The organism is Candidatus Baltobacteraceae bacterium (assembly GCA_035502855.1).
Taxonomy (GTDB): domain Bacteria; phylum Vulcanimicrobiota; class Vulcanimicrobiia; order Vulcanimicrobiales; family Vulcanimicrobiaceae; genus Aquilonibacter.
In genome coordinates, this window is sequence record DATJTX010000039.1 from 55,066 (window position 1) to 77,671 (window position 22,606).

General features: G+C 65.0%; 21 protein-coding genes. 19 read left to right on the plus strand and 2 right to left on the minus strand.

The window, feature by feature from the left end; translation table 11 throughout:
- Positions 1 to 9: 9 nt before the first annotated feature.
- Positions 10 to 1,869: a hypothetical protein gene (locus VMF11_15415; GenBank protein ID HTU71690.1), complete on the plus strand. Its 1,860-nt coding sequence runs from the start codon at positions 10 to 12 to the stop codon at positions 1,867 to 1,869.
- Here the strand turns inward: VMF11_15415 and VMF11_15420 are convergent.
- Positions 1,853 to 2,740: a phospholipase D-like domain-containing protein gene (locus VMF11_15420; protein HTU71691.1), complete on the minus strand. Its 888-nt coding sequence runs from the start codon at positions 2,738 to 2,740 to the stop codon at positions 1,853 to 1,855. The genes VMF11_15415 and VMF11_15420 overlap by 17 nt on opposite strands.
- A 58-nt stretch (positions 2,741 to 2,798) precedes the next feature.
- Between VMF11_15420 and ubiE the strand changes: the two genes are divergently transcribed.
- The 10 genes from ubiE (at position 2,799) to VMF11_15470 (ending at position 11,856) form a co-directional block, all read left to right on the plus strand.
- Entirely contained in the window at positions 2,799 to 3,533 is a 735-nt protein-coding gene (gene ubiE / locus VMF11_15425; GenBank protein HTU71692.1) for a bifunctional demethylmenaquinone methyltransferase/2-methoxy-6-polyprenyl-1,4-benzoquinol methylase UbiE, read from the plus strand.
- Positions 3,530 to 4,489: a polyprenyl synthetase family protein gene (locus VMF11_15430; GenBank protein ID HTU71693.1), complete on the plus strand. Its 960-nt coding sequence runs from the start codon at positions 3,530 to 3,532 to the stop codon at positions 4,487 to 4,489. The genes ubiE and VMF11_15430 overlap by 4 nt, the downstream gene beginning before the upstream one ends.
- 15 nt (positions 4,490 to 4,504) lie before the next feature.
- Positions 4,505 to 4,804 (plus strand): twin-arginine translocase TatA/TatE family subunit, encoded by a 300-nt coding sequence (locus tag VMF11_15435; protein ID HTU71694.1) that lies wholly within the window; start codon positions 4,505 to 4,507, stop codon positions 4,802 to 4,804.
- 101 nt (positions 4,805 to 4,905) lie between these two features.
- The gene (gene tatC, locus VMF11_15440) at positions 4,906 to 5,610 is read left to right on the plus strand and encodes a twin-arginine translocase subunit TatC (protein HTU71695.1); all 705 of its coding nucleotides are present in this window, start codon (positions 4,906 to 4,908) and stop codon (positions 5,608 to 5,610) included.
- A gap of 20 nt (positions 5,611 to 5,630) precedes the next feature.
- On the plus strand, positions 5,631 to 6,941 hold the full coding sequence (locus VMF11_15445; protein ID HTU71696.1) for a cytochrome c biogenesis protein ResB: 1,311 nt from the start codon (positions 5,631 to 5,633) through the stop codon (positions 6,939 to 6,941).
- Positions 6,938 to 7,939 carry a c-type cytochrome biogenesis protein CcsB gene (gene ccsB, locus VMF11_15450; protein ID HTU71697.1) on the plus strand — a complete coding sequence of 334 codons (1,002 nt, stop codon included), beginning with the start codon at positions 6,938 to 6,940 and terminating at the stop codon, positions 7,937 to 7,939. The genes VMF11_15445 and ccsB overlap by 4 nt, the downstream gene beginning before the upstream one ends.
- 221 nt (positions 7,940 to 8,160) lie before the next feature.
- Entirely contained in the window at positions 8,161 to 8,703 is a 543-nt protein-coding gene (locus VMF11_15455) for a hypothetical protein (GenBank protein HTU71698.1), read from the plus strand.
- On the plus strand, positions 8,700 to 9,605 hold the full coding sequence (sigJ, locus tag VMF11_15460) for an RNA polymerase sigma factor SigJ (protein ID HTU71699.1): 906 nt from the start codon (positions 8,700 to 8,702) through the stop codon (positions 9,603 to 9,605). The genes VMF11_15455 and sigJ overlap by 4 nt, the downstream gene beginning before the upstream one ends.
- Positions 9,606 to 9,699: 94 nt before the next feature.
- Positions 9,700 to 10,389 (plus strand): ubiquinol-cytochrome c reductase iron-sulfur subunit, encoded by a 690-nt coding sequence (locus VMF11_15465; protein HTU71700.1) that lies wholly within the window; start codon positions 9,700 to 9,702, stop codon positions 10,387 to 10,389.
- Between the two features lie 18 nt (positions 10,390 to 10,407).
- On the plus strand, positions 10,408 to 11,856 hold the full coding sequence (locus VMF11_15470) for a cytochrome b N-terminal domain-containing protein (protein ID HTU71701.1): 1,449 nt from the start codon (positions 10,408 to 10,410) through the stop codon (positions 11,854 to 11,856).
- A gap of 100 nt (positions 11,857 to 11,956) precedes the next feature.
- Here the strand turns inward: VMF11_15470 and VMF11_15475 are convergent, their stop codons facing one another.
- Entirely contained in the window at positions 11,957 to 13,633 is a 1,677-nt protein-coding gene (locus VMF11_15475; GenBank protein HTU71702.1) for a glycosyltransferase family 39 protein, read from the minus strand.
- Between the two features lie 23 nt (positions 13,634 to 13,656).
- On the opposite strand from VMF11_15475, the gene hemC reads away from it, so the two are divergent.
- From hemC to VMF11_15515, 8 genes are read left to right on the plus strand one after another with little or no spacing between them, the layout of a single operon-like run.
- Complete coding sequence (gene hemC / locus VMF11_15480; protein ID HTU71703.1) at positions 13,657 to 15,540, plus strand: hydroxymethylbilane synthase; 1,884 nt, start codon at positions 13,657 to 13,659, stop codon at positions 15,538 to 15,540.
- Positions 15,537 to 16,514, plus strand: a complete 978-nt coding sequence (hemB, locus tag VMF11_15485; protein HTU71704.1) for a porphobilinogen synthase — start codon at positions 15,537 to 15,539, stop codon at positions 16,512 to 16,514. Before hemC ends, hemB begins: the two co-directional genes overlap by 4 nt.
- The gene (locus tag VMF11_15490; GenBank protein ID HTU71705.1) at positions 16,492 to 17,082 is read left to right on the plus strand and encodes a molybdenum cofactor guanylyltransferase; all 591 of its coding nucleotides are present in this window, start codon (positions 16,492 to 16,494) and stop codon (positions 17,080 to 17,082) included. The genes hemB and VMF11_15490 overlap by 23 nt, the downstream gene beginning before the upstream one ends.
- Complete coding sequence (gene hemL / locus VMF11_15495; GenBank protein ID HTU71706.1) at positions 17,079 to 18,377, plus strand: glutamate-1-semialdehyde 2,1-aminomutase; 1,299 nt, start codon at positions 17,079 to 17,081, stop codon at positions 18,375 to 18,377. Before VMF11_15490 ends, hemL begins: the two co-directional genes overlap by 4 nt.
- Positions 18,377 to 19,021, plus strand: coding sequence for a redox-sensing transcriptional repressor Rex (locus VMF11_15500; protein ID HTU71707.1), 645 nt, complete (start codon positions 18,377 to 18,379; stop codon positions 19,019 to 19,021). Before hemL ends, VMF11_15500 begins: the two co-directional genes overlap by 1 nt.
- Positions 19,021 to 20,358, plus strand: coding sequence for a glutamyl-tRNA reductase (gene hemA, locus VMF11_15505; protein HTU71708.1), 1,338 nt, complete (start codon positions 19,021 to 19,023; stop codon positions 20,356 to 20,358). Before VMF11_15500 ends, hemA begins: the two co-directional genes overlap by 1 nt.
- On the plus strand, positions 20,351 to 21,868 hold the full coding sequence (gene cobA / locus VMF11_15510) for a uroporphyrinogen-III C-methyltransferase (GenBank protein ID HTU71709.1): 1,518 nt from the start codon (positions 20,351 to 20,353) through the stop codon (positions 21,866 to 21,868). The genes hemA and cobA overlap by 8 nt, the downstream gene beginning before the upstream one ends.
- Positions 21,865 to 22,575: a DUF92 domain-containing protein gene (locus VMF11_15515; protein ID HTU71710.1), complete on the plus strand. Its 711-nt coding sequence runs from the start codon at positions 21,865 to 21,867 to the stop codon at positions 22,573 to 22,575. Before cobA ends, VMF11_15515 begins: the two co-directional genes overlap by 4 nt.
- Positions 22,576 to 22,606: the final 31 nt, after the last annotated feature.

The window sequence follows — 22,606 nt, forward strand, 5'->3', positions numbered from 1 at the left end:
GAGCCGGAGATGAATCTCGTTCTCGTTCTTATGGGCGCGTTGCTGCCGTTCACGGCGGCAACGCCGTACGCAACGCAAGCTCAACCGATGACGCTGCTCGTCGATGCCTCGCTTGCTGCGCGCGGCATCGCCTACGTGCACGAGACCGTGCCGGTTCGGCCCGGCCCGTTCACGCTGGTCTACCCGAAATGGATACCCGGCGAACACGGTCCCACGGGCCCGCTCTACGATCTCGTCTCGATTCGCGTCAGAGCCGGCGGTGCGGCGCTCGACTGGCGGCGCGATAGCGTCCATCTCTACCAATTTCACGTCGACGTGCCCACCGGCGTCGATTCGCTCAACGTCGATTTCACGGTACTGATGAACGCGCCCGGCGACACGATGGCCACGCACGACGTCGCAATCGTCAATTGGAATCGGTTCATTTTGTATCAGAACGGGATCGATTCACACGACTACTTCGTGAAGCCGACGATCGTGCTTCCGAGCGGATGGCAGTTCGGTACGGCGTTGCGCGATCCGCAGCGCAGCGGCAACACCGTTGCCTTCGCGCTCACGCCGCTCAATATGCTCGTCGACTCACCGCTCGACATGGGCAGCTACGTGAAGAAGTGGACGCTCTGGAGCGGCGACGGCTCGTTCGTGCAGCTCGACGCGTTCGCCGGCCGGCCGCAGGATCTCGACGTGCCGCAGAAGATGCTCGATGCGTACAAGCGCGTCCCCGCGCAAGCGTTTGCGCTCTACGGGTCGCGTCACTTCGTCGATTATCATGCGCTGCTCACGCTCTCTGACCAGATCGGCTTTCAAGGAATCGAGCACCATCAGTCCAGCGACGACCGCGCGCCCGACGATTTTTTGACCAACCCGCTCGAAGCGTTGCAGGGCGGCGATCTCGTCACGCACGAGTTCTCGCACTCCTGGAACGGCAAATACCGGCGGCCGGACGATTTGACGACACCCAACTTCCAGGTTCCGCAGCAGACCGATCTGCTGTGGGTCTACGAGAGCATGAACCAATACCTGGGCGATCTGCTCTCGTTCCGTTCGGGCATTCGCGATTACAAGGACTACCCCGAGTATCTCGCTTCGCTCTACGCCGAGATGGATACGGAAACGGGCCGCGCCACGACGCCGCTGATCGACCTCACGACCGGCGCGCCCTACTATTACACCGCGCGCGGCGACTATCACGCGATCCGGCGCGGCGCCGGCGACTTCTACACCGAGGGCGAGCTGATGTGGCTCGACGCCGACACGATCATCCGCGAGCGTTCGCACGGCGCGCGTTCGCTCGACACGTTCTTGCACCTCTACAGCGAGCCCGCGCTCACCGGCCCGATCGTCAAGACCTACGACCGCGCGCAGATCGAAGCGCTGCTGAACCAAACGCAGCCCTACGATTGGCACGCATTCTTCCAGCGGTACGTCTATTCGATCACCACGCACCCGCCCACCGACGAGCTCGCCCGCGCCGGTTGGAAACTCGTGTACAATGACAAGCCGAATAGGTTCATCAGCGCCGGCGAATCGCTGCGCCACTCGATCAACGCGTGGTATTCGATCGGCGCGCAGATCTCGTCGAAGACCGGCGCGATCACGGACGTGCGCGAGAATTCACCGGCGTGGCGGGCCGGACTTGCCGTCGGCGAAACGATCCAGGCGGTCGACGGTCAAGGCTTCGATCCCGCCGTCTTCGACTACGCGCTCACGGTTGCGCAACACGACCGGCGGCCGATTTCGATGGTGATCTCGCAGGACGGTTGGTACTCCACCGTTGCCATCGATTATCACGGCGGTCCGCGCTATCCGCACCTCGAGCGAATTTCCGGCACGACCGACATGCTCGCCGAAATCATGAAGCCGCACTGACTGCGACCGGCTGCGCGCGCTGCCAGCGTGCATCGAACGCCGCGCGCAGATGCGTAACGATCGAGGGAGCGTCGGTGCGGGCGCCCCAATCGATTTGATCGGGGTGATCGAAGGCGACGGTCGCGTTGGCCGAGCCCATCCATCCGCGCGTGCCGTTCACGATTGCGAGTTTTTCGTCGGCATCGATCGTGCGCACCGCGACGCCGTCGCGGCTCAGCTTCTCGAGCGCGCCTCGTTCGTTCGTATTCCCTTGCAGATCGCGCGAACTGACCAACAGCCGGACGTGCGCGCCGGCACGGCCGGCCGCATCGAGTGCCGCATAGACGCGATTGTTGGCGCCGAACGATTCGCTCTCGACGATCACGTCGTCGCCGGCATGCGCTTCGTGCAGCAGCCGTGTCTCCGAAGCAAGCGCCCCGCGTTTGGCCACCGCGAAGAACGGCGTCGGGCTATCCTCGCGGCCCTCGACAGCGTCGCGCACGATCGCTTCGTCGCGCGCGAAGTCGTCGCGCACGATCGTATCGGCGCCGTCGTCGGGCCAGTTCCGGTCGTCGAGGAAGAGCGCGCCGTCGACCAATGCCGCCTTGGCGTGCAGCATCGGGTCGTTCGAGTCGGCCGCCGGATGAACGAACTGCGCATCGACGCCGGCGGCTCGCAGTTTGGCGATCGCCGACGTATTGGCCGAACCCACGCTGCCGTCGTCTTTATAGATGTAGCCTTCGAGCCGCACGCGCACGTGCGCGCCGTGGCGCGAGGCCGCGCTCAGCGCATCCAGCACGCGGCCGGCGGGAAGGGTATACGCAATCAGTGAGACGTTCCGCGCGGTATGCAGCGCGGAAAGCAGGTCGTCGGTTGAACTGAGCGTCATCATCAGCGCAACCATCACGACAAAGGTGGGCCATGTCTAGGGGAGAAGAGGCTGAATTCGCATGGCGACCCAGGTACCCAACCCATCCGCCGGGCCGGTCGGCGACAAAGGCGCGTACGTGCGCGAGATGTTCGCGCGCATCGCTCCTCGCTACGACGCGGCGAACCGCGTGCTCACCGGCGGGATGGACGAGCGGTGGCGCCGGCGCGCGATCGCCTTGCTCGCGCCCCCGCGCAGCGGTGCGGTACTGGACCTGTGCTGTGGAACGGGCGATCTCGTTTTCCACCTGCTGCGCACCGACCCGTCGCTGCGGGTCACCGGCATCGATTTCTGCGCGCCGATGCTCAAGGGTGCGCGCACCCGCGCAGCGCGCGAAGCGCGCGGCGACGCCGCCTTCGTCGAGGGCGACGTAATGGCGTTGCCGTTCGCCGTCGAAAGCTTCGACGGTGCAACCATGGGCTTCAGCCTGCGCAACGTGGTCGATATCGATCAGGTCTTGCGCGAGGTGCTGCGCGTGCTCAAACCCGGCGGCCGCTTCGTGAATCTCGACGTCAGCAAGGCGCCGAATCGCGCCTGGAAGCGTGTATTCGATCTCTACTTCTATCGTGTCGTCCCGTTGGTCGGCGGCTTGATCGGCGGCTCGCGCGCGGCGTACACCTATCTGCCGAACTCGCTGACGCATCATCCCAATGCCGACGACCTGCGCGAGCGCTTCCTGCGCGCGGGATTTACGAACGCCGGTTACGCGCGTTTGATGGGCGGCTCGATCGCCATTCATTACGGAACGAAGGCATGACCAGCGCGGTGCGACGCGACGAATCGAATCTCTACGAGCTGGTAGAGAATTTCTTTCGCGCGACGTTCTCCACCGATAATCCGTTGATCACCGAGGCGGTCCGGCGCATGCTCGCTGCGGGCGGCAAGCGGCTGCGTCCGCGAATTACCCTGCTCGCGGCCGCGGCCTGCGGCGACGATCCCGCGCGTCACCTCCACCTGGCCGCGTACATGGAGCTGATCCACGTCGCGACGCTCATTCACGACGACGTCGTCGACAACGCGCCGACCCGCCGCGGCGTCAACGCAACCGCCGTCGACTTCGGAAACCGGGTTTCGGTGCTCGCCGGCGACTATCTCTTCGCGTGGATCTTCAAGAACGTCACCGCCGGCTATCCCCATCCCGTGCCCAACATTCTCTCCGCGACACTGGCCGATATCTGCGACGGCGAGGTGCTGCAGTTGCAGGCGCTTGGAGATCTCGGCGTGCGCCTCGACGACTACGTCGAGATCGCGCGAAAGAAGACCGCCTCGCTCTTTTCCGCGTCGGCGGCGTGCGGCGCGATCATGGGCGGCGGCAGCGGCGCGCAAATCGAGGCGATGCGCGCGTTCGGCGACCTCTACGGCATCGCGTTTCAAATGAACGACGATCTGCTCGACATGATTGCGGACGAACGGTCACTCGGCAAACCGGTCGGCAACGATTTGACCGAACGCAAGATGACGGTTCCCGTGATTTTGGCCCTGCAGGCAGGCAAGCGGGAATTTTCGGACATGGTCGCACGTTTTTATGCCGGGCCTGACAACGGTGGGATTCCCAGTGTCGTCGCCGCCATCGCGCGAGAAGGCGGCCTCGACGGCACGCGCCGCGAGATCGCGCGTTACGTGAAGCGCGCCAAAGCTGCACTGGAGCCTTTGCCCCCGAACGCGGCGAAGGAAGAACTCGGGCACCTCGCCGATGCGCTGGCTGCCCCGTAAGAAAGGAACCACCTCATGCTCCACCCCATTCTCGCCTTGATCGACGCGCCGATCGTGATCGGCATCCTGATCGTCGGCGCTTTGCTCTTCGGCGGCATCGAGCGGCTGCCCAAGCTGGCTCGCAGTGCCGGTCAAGCCAAGAAAGAGTTCATGATGGGTCAGATCGAGGCCGACGAGGCGACCGCGCGCGCCCGCGAAGAAGCGCGAGCACGAGTGGAAGCGCAGCGCGCCGACGTCATGCAAAACGTCGAGGCGGGCAGCGTTGCCGGTGAAGCCGTTCCGCCGCCGACCCCCGGTAAAGGCACCCAAGCGTAACCGTTTCGCCGGTGGAAGTACGGGAACGGATCGGGTCGCAGAGCGATCCGAGCGTTACGGATTCATCGCGAAGCGACGAGTCCACATGGGATCAAAAGGAGATGCCGTTCACGGAGCACCTGCGGGAGCTCCGCTCGCGTCTCTTGATCGCGATCGGTTGCGTCGGCGGAATCGCCGTCGTGCTCTTTTGGCCGGCGCAGTTCGTGATCAAGTGGATGGTGCAGACCTATTTTCACGGCGTCCAATTGCACGCATTCGGTCCGGCCGACGTGATCTTCACCGAATTCAAGTTCTCGCTCATCGGCGGCATCGTACTGGGGCTGCCGGTGCTCTTCTACCAAGCGTGGATGTTCGTGGTTCCGGCGATCCATCCGCGCACGCGGCGCATGGTCTACAGCTTCATCGTTCCCTCGCTGCTGCTCGCCGCGCTGGGTCTGGCCTTCGCGCACTTCATCGTGATCCCGCGCGTCGTGGCGGCGCTGCTCTATATCACCGACGCGGTCGCGCAGCCGACCTTCGGCGTCGCGCAAACGCTGAACTTCGTCTTGATCCTGCTCGCGCTCTTCGCCCTGATCTTTCAGCTTCCGATCGTGCTCGTCGGACTCGCGCGCCTGGGCATCGTCAACGCGTCGTGGCTGGGGCGCTATCGCCGGCATGCGCTTTTCGCGTTCGTCGTCGCAGGCGGCATCGCCGCACCGGACGGCAACCCGCTCACCATGGCACTGCTCGCCCTGCCGATGTACGTGCTCTACGAAGCCTCGATCTGGATCATCCGTTTCTTTGAGGCGTCGTGGTCGCGAAACTAGACTCGTATTATAGCGATTTCGTGCGCACGTTTGGAAACGTGCTCTTCGCGGTCAGCCTCTTCGCCGTCTGGGGTGTGCTGACGGTCATCGGCGTCATCGTCGATCAGGGCAAAGACCCTTCGGTCTATTTCGGCAGCTATCCGGCGCCGATCGCGCGCGCGATCCTGCGTCTCAATTTCGACAACATCTATCACTCGCCATGGTATGTCGGCATCATCGGCCTGATACTTCTCTCGTTGACGGTGTGCACGTTCAAGCGCGTGATTCCCGCACGGCTGCCCCCGCTGCGCCCGGTCAAGATCGACAAGATCCCGCTGCACGCGAGCATCGACGTTCCCGGCGACGAACGCAGCGTGCGCGAGCGGGTGGAGAACTTCTTTCGTTCGCGGGGCTGGCAGCTGCGCAAACGCGAGTTCGACGGCACCGAGTGGACCTTCGCCGATAAGCACAACTGGGCTCGGCGCGGCGTGCTGGTGGCTCATATCGGCTTCGTGATCATCGCCGCCGGCACCACGCTGTATTGGGCCCGCGGTTTTTCGGGCGACACGGTGGTCGTAACCGGAGGGTCGGTCGAAATACCGCAGACCAAAGCGATCATTCACCTCGACTCGTTCGCCTACACGATCACGCCGGTGCTGACCAAGGGCGGCATGGTCTATCAACCGACCGACTACGTTTCGCACGTCACGGTGACCGGCAACAACGGCATCCCGACGCCGATGATCGTGCGCGTGAACCACCCGATCGACGTCGACAAGACGCTGTACTACCAGGCCAGTTACGGATTCGCGACGCGCTTTCGCGTGACGCACGACGGAAAAGAGGTCCCCTCGCTCTCGCAGCGCGTGCTCCTGGAGGGCGATGCGCTGAACATTCCCGGCACGCGGTTAGCCGTGAATTACGACCGCTTCGTGCCAACGGTCGACCGCGAAAGCGGGATGCCTTCGGCCGATCCGCGCGTCAACGATCCGGCCGTCGTCATCACCGTATCCGACGGCGGTGTGCAGACCGGCACCGCGCTCGTGCCTCTGCACAGCTGGGTCGATTTGGGCGGCGGCTGGCGCATCGTGCCGAGCACCTATCTCCTCTACAGCGGCATCCAGTATCGCTACGATCCGGGAATTCCGCTGGTCGGCATCGGTGCGCTCGTTCTCGTCGCCGGATTGTTGATCTCGTTCTACTTTTTGCCGGCGCGGCTCTACGCTCGCGTCGATCCGGCGCCGGGAGGACGCTGGACGGTTGGCGTAGCGGCCACGACCGTTAAGGGTTACGATATGTTCGAGTCGCAGTTTCGGGGATTGATCTCCGAGTTTTCCGCGGAGGCGCCATGAAGGGACATTTGCAGGTCGACGAGCTCTTGATGATCATCGCGATCGCGTGCTACGTGCTGGGCGCGCTTGCACTGCTCGTCTATTTCTTTTCGCGGGAGGAATGGCTGCGCAATCTCGGCGCGCCGCTGGCGATCGCCGGCTGCATCGCACAATTCGCGCAACTCGGCGTGCGTTGGGAGCTCACCGGCATCTGGCCGCTGCTCAACCTCTACGGCTCGCTCTCGCTCTTTGCGGCGATGTCGGTCGCGATCTTCATCGGGTTCGCGTGGCGCTACAAGGCATGGTATGCCGGCGGATTCGTTCTGGCCCTGGCCGCAATCGCACTCGCCTACGGGGTGACCTGGAACGAGGGTACGATGCCGGCGGTGCCGTCGCTGCAATCCTATTGGGCGAAGATCCACGTCCCGATCGTCGTTTCGTCGTATGCCGCATTCTTGGTGGCGTTCGTCTTCTCGGTGATCTATCTGATCAAATATTACGCCGAAGATCACTTTGAAGGAAAAGGAGTTCTCGCCGCAATCGGCGCCCGGCAAGCTCACCTGTCGGGAGGATACGCGGGCGCGTCGATGGCGATCGCCGACGCTGGCTCGCCGGCACCGCCCCCGTATACGATCCGTCACGATACGCCGGCCATCGACGCAGCCGCCGCTGCCGGCAATGCCACCGCGGTCTGGCTGAAGTCGCTTCCTTCGCTCGCCCAACTCGACGTGATCGTCTATCGCGCGGTTGCGATCGGCTTGCCGCTGATCTCGATCGGCATCATCACCGGCGCCGCCTGGGCGAAAGAAGCCTGGGGCGCCTATTGGCAGTGGGATCCGAAGGAGACCGCCGCGCTCGCGACCTGGATCGTCTATCTCGCGTTCATGCATCTGCACACGCGCAACAATTGGCGCGGCCTACGCACCAACTGGGTCAGCGTCGCCGGCTTCATGCTCGTGATCTTCACCTACCTCGGCGTCAACATCTGGATCAGCGGCCTGCACTCCTACAAAGTGTAGAAACGTGACGCCGTAAGGCCTGCGCCGTTGCTGCCAAGCGAAAACTCGAAGTTTTTGCGCCATTCGCAGGATGCGATATTCCTTTGGACGTGGCGCAAAAACTCGGTAGCAGGAGCGCCACACGAGGTGGCGCGAGGAGTGGTTTCGCGGGCAGCAGCGGCGCAGGCCGCCGGCGTCACGTTTCGTAACGGCGTGGCGTCCAGACGGTGGAGGATTTCAAAATGCTTAGCTGGTTTGCCAAACGCTGGCTCGACAAGTTCGGTCGCGAATGGGGCTACGACGTTTCCTACATGCATGACGTGCTCGACGCGGGCGGATACGAGGCGCTCAAGCCGATGATCGCGCTGCAAAAAGTCTCGGCGTATCGCGGCGGCGCTCCGCCGGACGCCCTCTTCACGGCGGGCCTGGTCGCGGCGCGCGCAGGCGACTGCGGGCCCTGTTTACAGCTTGGCGTGACCATGGCCGAGCGCGGCGGAATGCGCGCGGAGCAGATCGCCGCCGTGCTCACGCACGATCGCGAGGCGATGACCGACGACGTTCGGATCGCGTACGATTTCGCAAACGCGGCCATCGCCCGTGACGGCTGGGACAAGCCGGCTCGCGAAGCAGCCGTCGAGCGTTTCGGCAAGCGCGCGATGATCGCGATGAGCTACGCTATCGCCGTTGCCGGATTCTACCCGGCGTTCAAATACGCGCTCGGAGCCGCGCACGCGTGCCAGCGGATACGCGTCGGCACGCGCGACGTGGTGCCCGCGGCCGTATGACCGACGTGCAAACGCTCGTCGAGCGCGAACGCGCGCGGCTCGTACGCCACGCGTATCATATGCTCGGCACGATGACCGACGCGGAAGACGTCGTGCAAGACGCCTTCGTGAGGTGGCATCGCGCCGACACCTCCGGCGTGCGCGATCCGCACGCTTTCCTGCGTGCGACCGTTACGCATCTCGCGCTCGATCGGCTTCGCGCGCGCAAGCGCTCGCGCGAGACCTACATCGGCCCGTGGCTGCCCGAGCCGATTCTCGTCGACGAAAGCGTCGCGCCCGAGCACGTGGTGACGGTGGCGGAGGACGTTTCGTTCGCGTTCTTGCTCGCGCTCGAACGGCTCTCTCCGCTCGAACGGGCCGCGTTTTTGTTACATGACGCGCTCGACGTGCCGTTCGCGGAGATCGCACAGACGCTGGAGCGCAGCGAGGAGAGCGTGCGCCGGCTGGCCTCGCGCGCGCGACGCGCAATTCGCGAGAACGCGCCGCGGCGCATCCCCGAAGCGGTCGACGCCGAAGCGCTCTGCGCGCGCTTCACGCAAGCCGTGCTCGCGGGCGACATCACCGAGGTGACCGCAATGCTCGCTGACGACGTCAAACTGCTCAGCGACGGCGGCGGCAAGAAGGCTGCGGCGATCAATCCGCTCGAGGGACCGGACCACGTCGGACGCTTCCTGGTCGGGGTCGCGCGCAAAGGCGGAGCGTTGGTCACGGAAGTACGTCCAGCCGCGATCAACGGACTCTCCGGGTTCCTCGCCATCGGAAAGGATGAGGCCGGAAACGCAGGCCTCGACAGCGCGTGGGCCGTCGAGTCGCGCGGCGAAAAGATCGCCACGGTCTACGTTTTGCGCAATCCGGACAAGTTGGCCGCCCTTGCGGCGGCCGCCGGCCTGCGGATCAGTTGACTTTCTCGGTAGCACGAGTGAAGAGGGCGGCCGTACAATCCATGGGAATTGGGCTACGGGCTAGCCCGTCCATCCGCTTTCCCGGAGAGTGTACGTGTCGAAGAATGCGGCCGCGAGCGCACCAGGGGGTGCTCCGCGCAAGGTTTACAGCGCCTACGATGATCCCGGTACACCCGAGGAAATCAGCCGGCGGTCTTTCATGGCGAACGCCTCGCTCGTCGTCGGCGGCGTCATCGGCCTGGGTCTGGTGATCCCGATCGTGGGGTCGTTGATCCCGCAGGGCGCAAGCAGCAAGGGCACGTGGGATCCGCTCACCGCGGACGAGTTGAAATCGCTGCAAAGCGCGACCGACGCGCCGGTCAAGCTCGAGTTCACGCTCAAATCGAAGGACTCGTATCTGCCCGAGCAAGCCTCGGGCGAGTACGTGTGGGGCATCAAAGTCCCCAGCCCCGCCAAGTTCCTCTCGGTGCGCCCCGATCTGCCGAAGAGCGGAACGCTGCCGTACTTCGACGGCAGCTACGACGTCGTCAACATGGACTTCGTGATCTTCAGTCCGATCTGTCCGCACTTGGGCTGCCGGCCCGAATGGCACACCGACGTGAACCGCTTTCAGTGTCCGTGCCACGGCTCCCAGTTCAGCCTCGACGGCGAACACCTCGCGGGCCCGGCGCCGCGCGGCATGGATCCGCTGCCGCTGCGCGAGCAGAGCGGCATCGCCGATATCATGTGGATCCGATACGAATCCGGCGTACCGGACCGCGTGATCATCTCGTACGCGTCGTAAGAAAGGATTCGCACAGCGATGCTCAACTGGATCGAGTCGCGTACGGGCTTTGTCTCGATGGCGAAGGAATTTTTGACCGAAGACGTTCCGGGCGGTGCCGCTTACTGGTACGTCTTCGGCAGCGCGACGCTCTTCGCGATGATCTTGCAGATCACGACCGGAATCTTCCTCACGTTTTTCTATGCACCGTCGGCCGCAACCGCGTGGGAATCGACCCGTGCGATCTACTTGAATCCGTACACGCACTTTTTGCTCTCGCTGCACTACTGGGGCGCCTCCGCGATGATCGCGCTGGTCTTCCTGCATCTCTTGCAAGTGCTGATCTTCGGGGCGTACAAATCGCCGCGCGAGCTGCAGTGGATCGTCGGCGTGCTGCTGCTGCTCGTTACGCTCGCCCTCGGCCTGACCGGCTACCTCTTACCATGGGACATGGACGCGTACTTCGCCTCACAGGTCTCGCTGAACATCGCCGGCTTGCCGCCGGGCGGCGCGATATTGCAGGGGATTGCGCAAGGCGGCCCGGTGATGGGCACCAACACGATCAATCGCTTCTTCGGGCTGCACGTGTGGCTCTTGCCCGCGGCGCTGGTGCTCCTCGTCGGCGCTCACCTGACGATCTTCCGTCACAACGGACCTGCCGGACCGGTCGTCGACGATCCGCGCAAGCTGCGTCCCGGACGTTTTTGGCCGGATCAGATGTTCATGGACGGGATCGTTTCGTTCTTCGTCTTTTTGATCATCGTCTTTCTGGCGTTCGTCGCGCCGCCGTTCCTCGATCAAAAAGCCGATCCGACCAACGCGGCGTTCACGCCGTATCCGGCATGGTATTTCCTGTTCCTTTTCGGATTGCTCAACCTCGTCCCGAAATTGCTCGGCAACGGACCGTTCCCCGAACTGCTCGCCGCAATCATCGTACCGACGATCGCCTTGATCGTGATCTTTCTTCTGCCATGGCTCGACCGAAGCACGACGCGCTCGTTCGGATCGCGCGGGTCGATCCTCTGGCCGACGACGATCATCGTCCTCATCATCGTCGGACTCTCGATCTATGCGCAGATCGGAATCCAGGCAAAACAAGCCGCGGGACCGCCCTCGCTCAGCGAAGCGCAGATCCTCGCCGCCGCGCCGTCCGAGGCGCAAGCCGCGCCGCCGGCAACTGCGGCCGGAAACGGCGCACAAGTCTTCTCGCAGAACTGCACGTCGTGTCACGGCACGAACGGCCAGGGTCAGCCGGGCGTGGCGCCGCCGCTGGCAGGGAACCCGTTCGTAACCGGCGATCCCAAAGCCGTGATCGACGTCGTCGAGAACGGATTGCACGGCAAGACGATCATGGGGCAAACCTACGCCGCGCAGATGCCGACCTGGAAGGGGACGCTGTCGAAATCGGACATCGCGGCCGTGATCACTTACATTCGTACCTCGCTCGGCACCAACAAAGCCACGCCCGTTACCGAGTCGCAGCTATAGTTTTGTCATCGTGAGCGTAAGCGCCGCGCCGTAGTCGAACCATCGACGCAACGTTCGTCCGACTACGCTCACTGCGTTCGCTACACTGGAGGATGACAAATCAGTAGTGATTGCACGGCGGGCCGTCGATGAGATAGAGCGCGCCGGTTCCGCGTGAAGTGATGAGCGCGCGACGGCGCCCATAGGTCGGATCGAACGCGGGCCGTTTGAGCGGCGCGACGAGCCAAACGCGTTTGTGCGCACAGATCACGCTGGCTGCCGGAACGCCTTCGTCGCTTTTGCGTGCGCCCGGCGGTGCGAGCGCATAGACATGGGGACGGGTGTAGAACATCAGCGCGTTTGCACCGCGAAAACTCTGAATCGCGACCGCGTCACCGGGCCGCCGCCGCGCATCGATGATCGCGGCAAGCTGCGGAACCGGCTTGAACGGCTCGGCGTGCGGAAGCGCCTCGACCGCGAGAATGTCGACCGCGATCAGCATCGCCGCGCCAAGCACGTACGGCGCCACCTCCATCGTCGCCCGACGCGCAAGCAACACGGCGGTGACGATCGAGCCGATGCCGATCGAAGCACCCATCTGCACCAGATACGGTGCGACCGCCAGCGCCGACGTGCTCAACTTGTTGTCGCGCACGAAGAGCACGATCGCAATCGCGCAGAGCCCGATGAAAACCGGAACGCTGGCGGCGGAGATGACGATCGAACGGCTCGACCCTTTCTTGACCGCGGCATCGAAATAGAGCGCGACAACGAGCGCCAGCGCCGGAAACTCGAGCGCGATATAATTCGGCAGCTTCGTTCGCGCGAAGCTGAAGAAGAGCAGCGGGATGACGATCCACACGAATGCCAGCCGCCACAAGCGCGTCAGGTTCGGCGTCCTCGCGCCTGCGCGCAGGGCGCGCACACCGTACGCGATGCCGACCGGAAGAAACGCGATCCACGGAAAGAAGCCCAGAATCAGGACGGGCAGATAATACCAGAGCGGCCCGCTTTGATTTTCGATGACGCTGGTATAGCGGCCGATCGTGTAATAACCGACCAGTTCCCCGAGCGCCTGCGGACCGGCGAGCACCGCGATCGCAATGAGCCACGGGGCGACGATTGCGAGGAACACCACCGCACCGATGATCCATCCCCGCCACGAGGGCAGCCGGATCTCCTCGTGGCGCGCGTTCCAAAGCGCGTACGGGACGATGACGAGCACGGCCATCACCGGCGCCACGAGTCCCTTGGCCAAGAAGCCGAATCCGGCGGCGAGCGCGCCGTAGACGAAGTAGCGGTCCCGCCCGGATTCCAGGGCGCGAAACCACCAGAACACGCTGAGCGCAACCGCCATGTCGAGCAGGGCGTCCATGATCGCCAGCCGCCCGATGATCGCCTGCATCAAGCAGCTCGAAAGAATCGCACTGGCATAGATCCCGATGCGCGTGCCGGCCTGGCGCGCGACCGCGTACCCGGTCATCGCTCCCATCGCGATCGTCGCCAGCGCCGAGGGCAGCCGCAAAGCAAACGACGAGAGACCGAGGAGCTTGACGAAGAGCGCCCCGATCCAGAAGTAAAGCGGCGGCTGGACGAACCACGGGTCCCCGTTCGCGTGCATGACGATCCAGTCGTGGGTCATCAAGATCTCACGCGCCACCTCGCCGTAAGCCGTCTCGCTATTGTCCCATAAGGTGCCCACGCCGAGGCCCGGCAGTGTGATCAGCGCCGCGATAAGTGCGCCGACAAAAGCCGCACGCGCCGGTCTCTCCATATCGACGGACGGTGTTTGGCGCATCGGCGCGGAAGTCATCCGCCTCCATGCTCCCGATTGCCCTGCGCGCCGACGGCCGTCGCGCGCTGATCGTCGGCGGTGGGCACGTCGCCCTGCGTAAGGCGCAAGCGCTGCTCGAGGCCGGCGTCGCACTCACCGTGGTCGCACCGTCGATCGACGCGCAATTACGCGCGATGCTCGATCGCGACGACGCGCGGGAACGCACCTATACCCGGGCCGACCTCGATGGGATCGACCTCGTCATCGCTGCGACCGATCGGCCCGAGGTCAACGCGCAAGTGATTGCCGACGCGCGCGCGGCAAGGATCCTCGCATGCGACGCCGCCGATCCCGAGAACGGCGATTTCACGATGCAGGCAACCGTTCGGGTCGGTGACCTAACCTTCACCGTCGACTCCGGTCGAAGTACCCCGGCCTTTGCCGCGCGCGTCGCGCGCGAACTCCGCGAACGGTTCGGTCCGGAGTACGACGCGGCCGCGCGCACGCTCGCCCGGATGCGCACGTACCTGCGGACGGTACTCGACGAGGCTGCGCGCGCGCCCGTGCTGCGCGATCTCGCCGAACGCACGGTTGCAGAGTTGGCCCGCATGAATCCGGTCGAAGCCGAGCACGAGGTGGAGGAAACGATACAGCGCCTCTTGGGCGGCAACGCCGCAAGCACCGAGAGCGTCGTGTGCGCCTCGCGCGCGAGCACGCTCGCGATGACGCAAACCCGCCTGGTTGCGGCCAAACTCGCGGCGCGAGGTATTGCGACGACGATCCTCAACGTCACGACGACCGGCGATCGCGAGCAGGATCGTCCGGTCGACGAACTGGGCAGCGTGAACGTATGGGTCAAGGAACTCGAGGTCGCACTGCGCGACGGCCGCGCCGACTATGCGGTCCACTCGTGCAAGGATCTTCCCGGCATGCTCGAGCCCGATATGCGCCTGGCCGCGATCTCCGAACGCGAAGATCCGCGCGATGCTTTCTGCAGCGAGCGCTACGCGAGCTTCGACGCGCTTCCGCCGGGCGCGCGCGTCGGCACCTCGAGCGCGCGCCGCCGCGCGCAGCTGCAAACCCTTCGCTCGGACTTGCAATACGAAGCGATCCGCGGCAACGTCGACACACGGTTGCGCAAACTGCGCAGCGGCGAGTTCGACGCGATCGTGCTTGCGATGGCCGGGCTGCGCCGGCTCGGCGCGCGTGCGACCTACACGGTTCCGTTCGCACCGTACGTCGTCGTACCGGCGGTTGCGCAAGGCGCACTCGCCGTGGAAACGCTGAGCACGAACGACACGCTCGCGGCGCAACTTCATGCCGCCGTCAACCACGAGCCGACGCAGTGGTGCATCGAAGCCGAACGCGCGGTACTGCGCGCATTGCGCGCGGGCTGTAGCGCGCCGCTCGGGGTGTACGCACGTCTGCGGGATTCCGTCATGACGATTCTCGCCTCGTTCGCGAACGCCGACGGAAGCGTGCTTCGCGAGCGTCTGACCGCTCCGGTCGGCTCGCTCGAGGATGCCCGGGCGCTGGGCGAGCGCCTCGCCGCGGCCTTGACCGCGGCGCATGAACCCCGTTCGCGTCCGCGCGTGGTGCTTGCGCGCACGCAGGACCGGCCAAGTCGGATCGCCGCCGAGCTGCGCGGGCGCGGGCTCGAAGTGGTCGAACTGCGCAGTAGCGAATCCGAGGCGGACGCAATGAAGATCGTTCCATCCATGCTGCTCTTTCCGTCCAGCGGTTCGGTCGCCGCGGCGGCGTCGTATCTCGCTTGGCTCCGTGCTCAAGCGGCGCGACCGCTCGTCGCGGCGATGGGGCCGCAATCCGACGCCGCCGCGCGCGAGGCGGGCTTCGCCCCCGACATCGTTTCACCGGAAGCCTCGATCGACGCGTTCGTCACCGCCGTCGCGGCGCGATTGGAACGTGCATGAACGTGCGGCCGCGGCGCTTGCGCCGCACGCCGGTCGTGCGTTCGATGGTGCGCGAGCACGCGGTCCGCGTCGATTCACTGGTGATGCCGATGTTCGTCGTTGCGCGCGAGAGCGACGCCGGCCCGATCTCCTCGATGCCCGGCATCGCGCGCCTGACCGTGCGAAGCGCGGTTGCCGAGGCGCGCGAACTCTATGCGCTCGGCATTCGCAGCACGCTGCTTTTCGGCATACCCGATCGTAAGGACGCGGTTGCGTCGAGCAACTACGATCCCGACGGCGTGGTCCAGCGCGCGATAGCCGCGATCAAGGGCGCCGTTCCCGAGATGTACGTGATTGCCGATCTGTGTAACTGTGAATATACCGACCACGGACACTGCGGCATCCTCGATGCCCGCGGCGACGTGGACAACGACAAAACGGTGGAGCTGCTCGTGCGTACCGCCCTGACCTATGCCCAGGCCGGCATCGACGTCGTCGCTCCTTCCGACATGATGGACGGACGGGTCGAAGCGCTGCGCAGCGCGCTCGACGCTCATGGCTACAGCGGTGTCTCGATCATGGCGTATAGCGCAAAGTACGCGTCGGCGTTCTACGGGCCGTTTCGGGAAGCCGCGGACTCGGCGCCGCAATCCGGCGACCGCCGCACGTATCAGATGGATCCGCCCAACGCCCGCGAGGCGATGCGCGAGATCGCGCTCGATATCGAAGAAGGCGCCGACGTCGTGATGGTCAAGCCCGCGCTTCCCTATCTCGATATCGTGCGCATGGCGCGAGACGCATTCGACGTACCGATCGCCGTGTACAACGTGAGCGGCGAATATTCGATGGTGCAGGCGGCGATCGAACGCGGGTGGCTCGAGCACGATCGAACGATCGACGAACTCTTGGTCTCCTTTGTTCGCGCGGGTGCGGACATCATCATCACCTACTTTGCAAAGGAGTACGCGCACCGTGCAGCCACACGAATCCCGTGAACCCGATCTGGCGATCGTGATCCTGGCGGGCGGACGCGCCACGCGCTTTCCGGGTAAACTGGAAGCGGTACTCGACGGTGAGCCGCTGCTGGCTCGCGTCTATCATCATTTACGCGAGATCGCGCCGGTGGTGATCGCCGGAGCGGGCACGTTCTCGGGCGCGCTCGACGCGGCGCTCGAATGTCCGATCGTCGTCGATCGCTGGCCGGGCCGCGGCCCGCTCGGCGGATTGCTCTCGGCCGCGTACGCGGTGGATGCTCGCCGCATCTTCGCCGTCGCCGGCGACACGCCGCTGGTCACGGCCGACGTCGCCCGGCATCTGCTCGCCGCCTGGGTAGAGGGCGACGAAGCCGCCGTGCCCGAGCACGAGGGCGCGCTCGAGCCGCTCGCGGCGCTCTACGATCGCGCCGCGCTCGTGCGTGAAGGATGGGAATGTCTGCAAAGCGGGGATGCCTCGATGCACGCGGTGCTCGCGCGCATGCGCGTACGCCGCGTTGCGCTGCCCGCGGCGTTCTTCGTCAACGTCAACACCGCAGCCGATCTCTCGCGCTTGCCGGAGACCGTGTGAACTTCGAGCGTTCGATTTCGGCATTTGCACGCGCGAAGAATGTCATCGCCGGCGGCGTCAATTCGTCGGTTCGCGCGTTCAAAGCCGTCGGCGGCACACCGGTTTTCATGAAGAGCGGCTCCGGTGCGATGATCTGCGACATCGACGGCCACGAATTCATCGACTACGTGCTTTCGTGGGGTCCGCTGATTCTCGGCCATGCTCATCCCGCCGTGGTAAAAGCCATACAAGCCGCTGCGGCGCGCGGCAGTTCGTTCGGGACGCCGACGGAAGCCGAGAGCGAACTGGCCGAATTGATCTGTGCGATGGTACCGAGCATCGAGCGCGTGCGCTTCACCTCGAGCGGCACCGAAGCTACGATGAGCGCCGTGCGTCTCGCGCGCGGATACACGCGGCGCGATAAGATCGTCAAGTTCGCGGGTTGCTATCACGGCGCCGCCGACGCATTTCTCATCTCCGCGGGTTCGAGCGCGCTCACGCTCGGCGTCCCCAGTTCGCCGGGAGTTCCGAAGAACGTCGCCGCCGATACGCTCGTCGTACCTTACAACGATGCGCCCGCGCTCGAACGCGTTTTTGCCGAAGACGGGCCGCAGATCGCATGCGTCATCGTCGAACCTTGCGTCGGCAACATGGGACTCGTGCTGCCGCAGGAGGGCTATCTGCAGCACGTACGCGAGGTGTGCACGCGCCACAAAGCGCTGCTGATTTTCGACGAGGTGCTGACCGGCTTTCGGGTCGCGCGCGGCGGCGTGCAAGAGCGCACCGGCGTCCTGCCCGATCTTACGACGCTCGGTAAGGTGATCGGAGGCGGGCTGCCGGTCGGTGCGTTCGGGGGTCGCGCCGAGATCATGGCCTATCTCACACCCGAGGGCCCGGTTTTTCACGCAGGCACGCTCTCGGGAAACCCGCTGGCGATGGCCGCCGGCATTGCCACGCTGAAGCTCGTACGCGACGACGCCACGCTGTTCGAGCGGCTCGAAGTCCTCACCAAACTCCTCACCGACGGATTGCGCGAAATCTGCAGCAAGCACGACGTACCGCACCAGACGGCCTACGCGGGAAGCGTATTCGGGTTCTTCTTCACAAATGAACACGTGACTGATTTAATGAGCGCAATGAAGTCGGATACGGCGCTCTATGCAAGGTATTTTCACGCCATGCTCGATCGCGGGATCTACCTCGCTCCTTCACAATTCGAGGCTGGATTCGTCTCGAGCGCCCATACCACGCGGGACATCGAGCGCACGCTGGCTGCCGCCGACGCGAGCCTGGCGGAGGTGCGCGCCGCCGTCTGATGATCGATCCGGGCACCCCGCGGCTTTACGCCTATCACCGGGCCCTGCGCGAAGCAGCGCAGGCCGGGAAGACGACGATCACCTCACAGGGCCTGGCCGTGATGCTCGGCCACACGGTTTCCAGCACGCAGATTCGCAAGGACCTCTCCTCCCTCGGGCCGCTCGGACGCCGAGGCCACGGCTATGCGATTGAACCGCTAGCCGAACAGCTCGCTTGGGTCTTAGGATTGGAGCATGAGTGGCGCATCGCGATCGTCGGATTCGGCTACCTGGGTCATGCTCTCGCGCGTTTCATCACCGCCCGTGAGGCGCGCTTTCGTATCGCCGCGATCTTCGATAACTCGCCGACGCTGATCGGTCAGAACTGGCAGGGAATCACGGTCACCAACGTCGCCACCATGGAAGCAGACATTGCACGCGCCGATTGCAACATCGGCGTCATCGCGGTCCCGGCGCCCTCCGCCGCGCCGATTGCGCAGCGGATGGCGGCTTGCGGCATTCGCGCGATCCTGAACTTCGCGCCGACCGCGCTGCACTTGCGCGCGCCGGTGCTGGTACGCAACGTCGATCTGGCGGGCGAACTCTCGATGCTCACGCATTGGCTCACGAGCGCGGATTCAGCGCAGGCGGAGGCGCAAGCCTGATGCCTCTCGTGTGCCTGGGCCTCTCGCATCATACCGCGCCGGTCGAAGTGCGCGAGCGCCACGCATTTCCCGCCTCGCGGATGGTCGAAGCGCTGGTCGCGCTGCGTGATTATCCCTCGGTCAAAGAAGCGGTGATGCTGCAAACCTGCGGCCGGCTCGAGATCTACGCCGAGCTCGACGACTATGAAATCGGCGTTGCCCAATTGCGCGCCTTCCTCTCCAACTTCGGTCACGGGCTCGCGCGCGAACGCTACGATCTCGATTCGTATCTCTACACGCTGCTCGGGCGTCAGGCGATCGAGCATCTTTTCCGCGTCGCGACGGGCCTCGATTCGATGCTGATCGGCGAAGCCGAGATCCTCGGCCAGGTCAAGGACGCGTACATTCAAGCCCAGCATGCGAAATCGTCGGGCAAGACACTGCACCGCCTTTTCCGCGAGGCGCTCAACGCCGGCAAACACGCCCGCTCGCAAACGCGCATCGGCGATGAATCCGCCTCGATTGCGACCGCCGCGGTCGAAGCCGCCAAGGTTCGCATCGGCGCGCTCGACGGGAAATCGGTGGTCGTGATCGGTGCCGGGAAAATGGGCCGCACCGCGGTCCGCCGGCTCCGCCAAGAAGGCGCCGAGCACTTGATCGTCACCAACCGCACGATTTCGCGCGCGCAGGAATTGATCGCCGAGGTCGGCTTCGGCGAAGCGGTCGAAATGCCGGGATTGCTCGACGCCCTCGCGGCGGCCGACGTCGTCGTCACGTCGACCGGGGCATCGCACTTCGTCGTCACCCACGAACACGTGCGCCGGTCCATGGCCAGGCGTCCCTCACGGCCGCTCTTCATCATCGACATCGCCGTTCCGCGCGACGTCGATCCGGAAGTGCGCGCGGTGGAGAACGTGGCCCTGATCGACATCGACGGCTTGAAAAGCGTCGTCGAAGAGAAGCTCGAGGTGCGCCGGGAAGCGATTCCGCAAGTCGAAGAAATCATCGACGAATTCATCGCGCGCTTCGGCGCGTGGTATCAATCTCGGCTGGCGGTACCGGTGATTGCCTCGCTCACGCAAAAGGCGGAAGCGATTCGAATGGCCGAACTCGCGCGGCTTTTCGCGCGCGCGGGCGATCTGACCGAGCGCGAGAAGATGCTGATCACCGGCATGTCGATGACGATCGTTTCGAAATTCTTGCACTCGGTCGTGGTGAAGATTCGCGAAAAGGCCACGAGCAATCGTGCCGAAGCGATCGCGCAGGCGCGCTTGCTGGACGAACTTTTCGAACTCGATCTCGCCGGCCGCATGGCCGAGCTCCTTCCTGCGGCGATCGTATCCAACATCGATGAGTAGCGGCAGGGTCGTTCTGGTCGGCGCGGGACCGGGCGATCCAGGGCTGCTCACACTTCGCGCGGCGGAGGCGCTGGCTCGCGCCGACGTGCTGCTCTACGACGCGCTCGCCGGCGACGCGGTCGTCGCGCTCGTGCGGCCGTCGTGCGAACGCATCTTCGTCGGCAAGCGCGGCAGCCATCACGCGATGGAACAAGAGCAGATCGAAGCGCTCATGATCGCACAGGCGCGCGATGGTAAGTCGGTCGTGCGTCTCAAAGGCGGCGATCCGTTCGTCTTCGGCCGCGGCGGCGAAGAAGCGCAGGCGCTGGCTCGCGCCGGCATCCGGTTCGAGATCGTGCCGGGAATCAGTTCGGCGATCGGTGTGCCGGCCTACGCGGGCATCCCGATCACGCACCGCGACCTCAATCCGGGATTCACCGTCGTGACCGGGCACGAGGATGCCGATAAATCGGAATCGACGCTCGACTGGACCAAGCTCGCCGATCCGCACCGCACGCTCGTGTTCTTGATGGCGATGAGCAACCTGGGCGGCATCTGCACGCGTTTGATGGAAAACGGGCTCGCCCGCGAGACACCGGTGGCGATCATTGCCGACGGCACCCGTCCCACCCAGCGGACGCTCGTCGGAACGCTTGCGAGCGTGGCCGACGACGTCGCGCGCAGCGGGCTGGGCGCCCCCGCCGTCGTGGTCGTCGGCCGCGCCGTTGAACTGCGCAACACGCTGCGCTGGTTCGATCGCGGTCCGCTTTTCGGCAAGCGCGTACTAATCACGCGTCCCGCACATCAAGCGCACATCTTCGCGCGCGCGCTGTACGCGCGCGGCGTGGAGCCGATCCTCGCTTCGACCATCGCCATCGTGCGGCCCGACGACGCCGCGCCCGCGCATCGCGCCATCGACGAACTCGCCGGCTATCGGTGGGTCGTTTTCACCTCGCAGAACGGCGTCGACGCGTTCTTCGAGCGCCTGGCCGCGCTCGACGCCGACGCGCGCTACATCGGCGCCACGCGGGTCGCGGCGATCGGCGCGAAGACCGCGGAGCGGCTGAAAGCGTACGGCGTGCGGCCGGATCTCGTGCCGGCGGCTTTCATCAGTGAGGAAATCGCGCGCGCGCTGATCGAGGCGACGCACCGGGGCGAGCGCATCCTGATCTATCGCGCCCAAGAAGCGCGCGACGTTCTGCCGCAAATGCTCGAAGACGCCGGCCGCGAGCCGCACGTCGTCGCCGCGTACAAGACCATCTTCGACGTCGATCCGGAGTTCGCGCAAAAAGTCGCGCGGGCCGACGTGCTCGCATTCACGAGCGCGAGCACGGTCCGCGGCTTTGCCGAACTGCTCGACGGCGCTGCGGCCGCGGTCGAGGCAGCGCGTCACAAGCTCGTCGCGTGCATCGGTCCCGTTACGGCGCAGGCCGCCGATGAACTCGGCTTGCACGTCGACGTCGTCGCCGACGTTTACACGACCGGCGGCTTGCTGGACGCGCTCGAAGCGCACCTTTCGCTGTACGCGTGACGCGTATCGGCCTCTCGCCGGGCGGGTCCGTCGCCGCCGCGATCGTCGGCACGCTGGTTTGGATTTTCGGAGGCTGGCAATGCATGGTCGTGCTGCTGGCCTTCTTTATTCCGTCGACTCTGATTTCGCGCGTCGGACGCGCGCGTAAACGAAAGCTGGTCGATATCGGCAAGCACGGACCGCGCGACGCGATGCAGGTACTCGCCAACGGCGGCGTTGCGACGCTCGCGGTGCTCTTCGCGCGGCACTTCGGCGCGCCGGCTTTCGCCGCATTCGCGGGCGCCTTTGCCGCCGCGTCGGCCGACACGTGGGCGACCGAGATCGGCACCCTTGCGCGCGGCGCCCCGCGGTCGATCCTCACGCTGCGACCGCTCGCATCCGGCCTCTCCGGCGGCATTACCGCTCAAGGATCGCTAGCGCAAGTCGGTGGTGCTCTCGTGGTCGCGATCACCGCAGCGTTGCTGCACGTGGCGGCGTTGCTCCCGGTGCTCGTTGCGGGCGTTGCCGGATCGCTCGTCGATTCCGTGCTCGGTGCGACGTTGCAGACGTTGCGTTACTGCCCCCAATGTGCGCGCGAGTGCGAAACCGACCCACACGTCTGCGGAACGCCCACCGTCGTTCGTCGCGGGTTGCGTTGGATGAGCAACGACACGGTCAACTTTGCAGCGACGCTGTGCGGTGCTATTCTTGCTTTTTGCGGCATTTGACGGTTTTCCCCACGCGCGAACACAAGGCTGA

What these genes read in the sequence shown, in the direction of transcription:
- VMF11_15435 (HTU71694.1), top strand. Translation starts at nt 4,505, where the DNA reads ATGCTCCACCCCATTCTCGCCTTGATCGACGCGCCGATCGTGATCGGC.
- VMF11_15415 (HTU71690.1), top strand. Translation starts at nt 10, where the DNA reads ATGAATCTCGTTCTCGTTCTTATGGGCGCGTTGCTGCCGTTCACGGCG.
- hemB (HTU71704.1), top strand. Translation starts at nt 15,537, where the DNA reads ATGAACGTGCGGCCGCGGCGCTTGCGCCGCACGCCGGTCGTGCGTTCG.
- VMF11_15500 (HTU71707.1), top strand. Translation starts at nt 18,377, where the DNA reads ATGATCGATCCGGGCACCCCGCGGCTTTACGCCTATCACCGGGCCCTG.
- VMF11_15470 (HTU71701.1), top strand. Translation starts at nt 10,408, where the DNA reads ATGCTCAACTGGATCGAGTCGCGTACGGGCTTTGTCTCGATGGCGAAG.
- hemA (HTU71708.1), top strand. Translation starts at nt 19,021, where the DNA reads ATGCCTCTCGTGTGCCTGGGCCTCTCGCATCATACCGCGCCGGTCGAA.
- hemC (HTU71703.1), top strand. Translation starts at nt 13,657, where the DNA reads ATGCTCCCGATTGCCCTGCGCGCCGACGGCCGTCGCGCGCTGATCGTC.
- tatC (HTU71695.1), top strand. Translation starts at nt 4,906, where the DNA reads ATGCCGTTCACGGAGCACCTGCGGGAGCTCCGCTCGCGTCTCTTGATC.
- ubiE (HTU71692.1), top strand. Translation starts at nt 2,799, where the DNA reads ATGGCGACCCAGGTACCCAACCCATCCGCCGGGCCGGTCGGCGACAAA.
- VMF11_15475 (HTU71702.1), bottom strand. Translation starts at nt 13,633, where the DNA reads ATGCGCCAAACACCGTCCGTCGATATGGAGAGACCGGCGCGTGCGGCT.
- ccsB (HTU71697.1), top strand. Translation starts at nt 6,938, where the DNA reads ATGAAGGGACATTTGCAGGTCGACGAGCTCTTGATGATCATCGCGATC.
- cobA (HTU71709.1), top strand. Translation starts at nt 20,351, where the DNA reads ATGAGTAGCGGCAGGGTCGTTCTGGTCGGCGCGGGACCGGGCGATCCA.
- VMF11_15420 (HTU71691.1), bottom strand. Translation starts at nt 2,740, where the DNA reads ATGATGACGCTCAGTTCAACCGACGACCTGCTTTCCGCGCTGCATACC.
- sigJ (HTU71699.1), top strand. Translation starts at nt 8,700, where the DNA reads ATGACCGACGTGCAAACGCTCGTCGAGCGCGAACGCGCGCGGCTCGTA.
- VMF11_15430 (HTU71693.1), top strand. Translation starts at nt 3,530, where the DNA reads ATGACCAGCGCGGTGCGACGCGACGAATCGAATCTCTACGAGCTGGTA.
- VMF11_15455 (HTU71698.1), top strand. Translation starts at nt 8,161, where the DNA reads ATGCTTAGCTGGTTTGCCAAACGCTGGCTCGACAAGTTCGGTCGCGAA.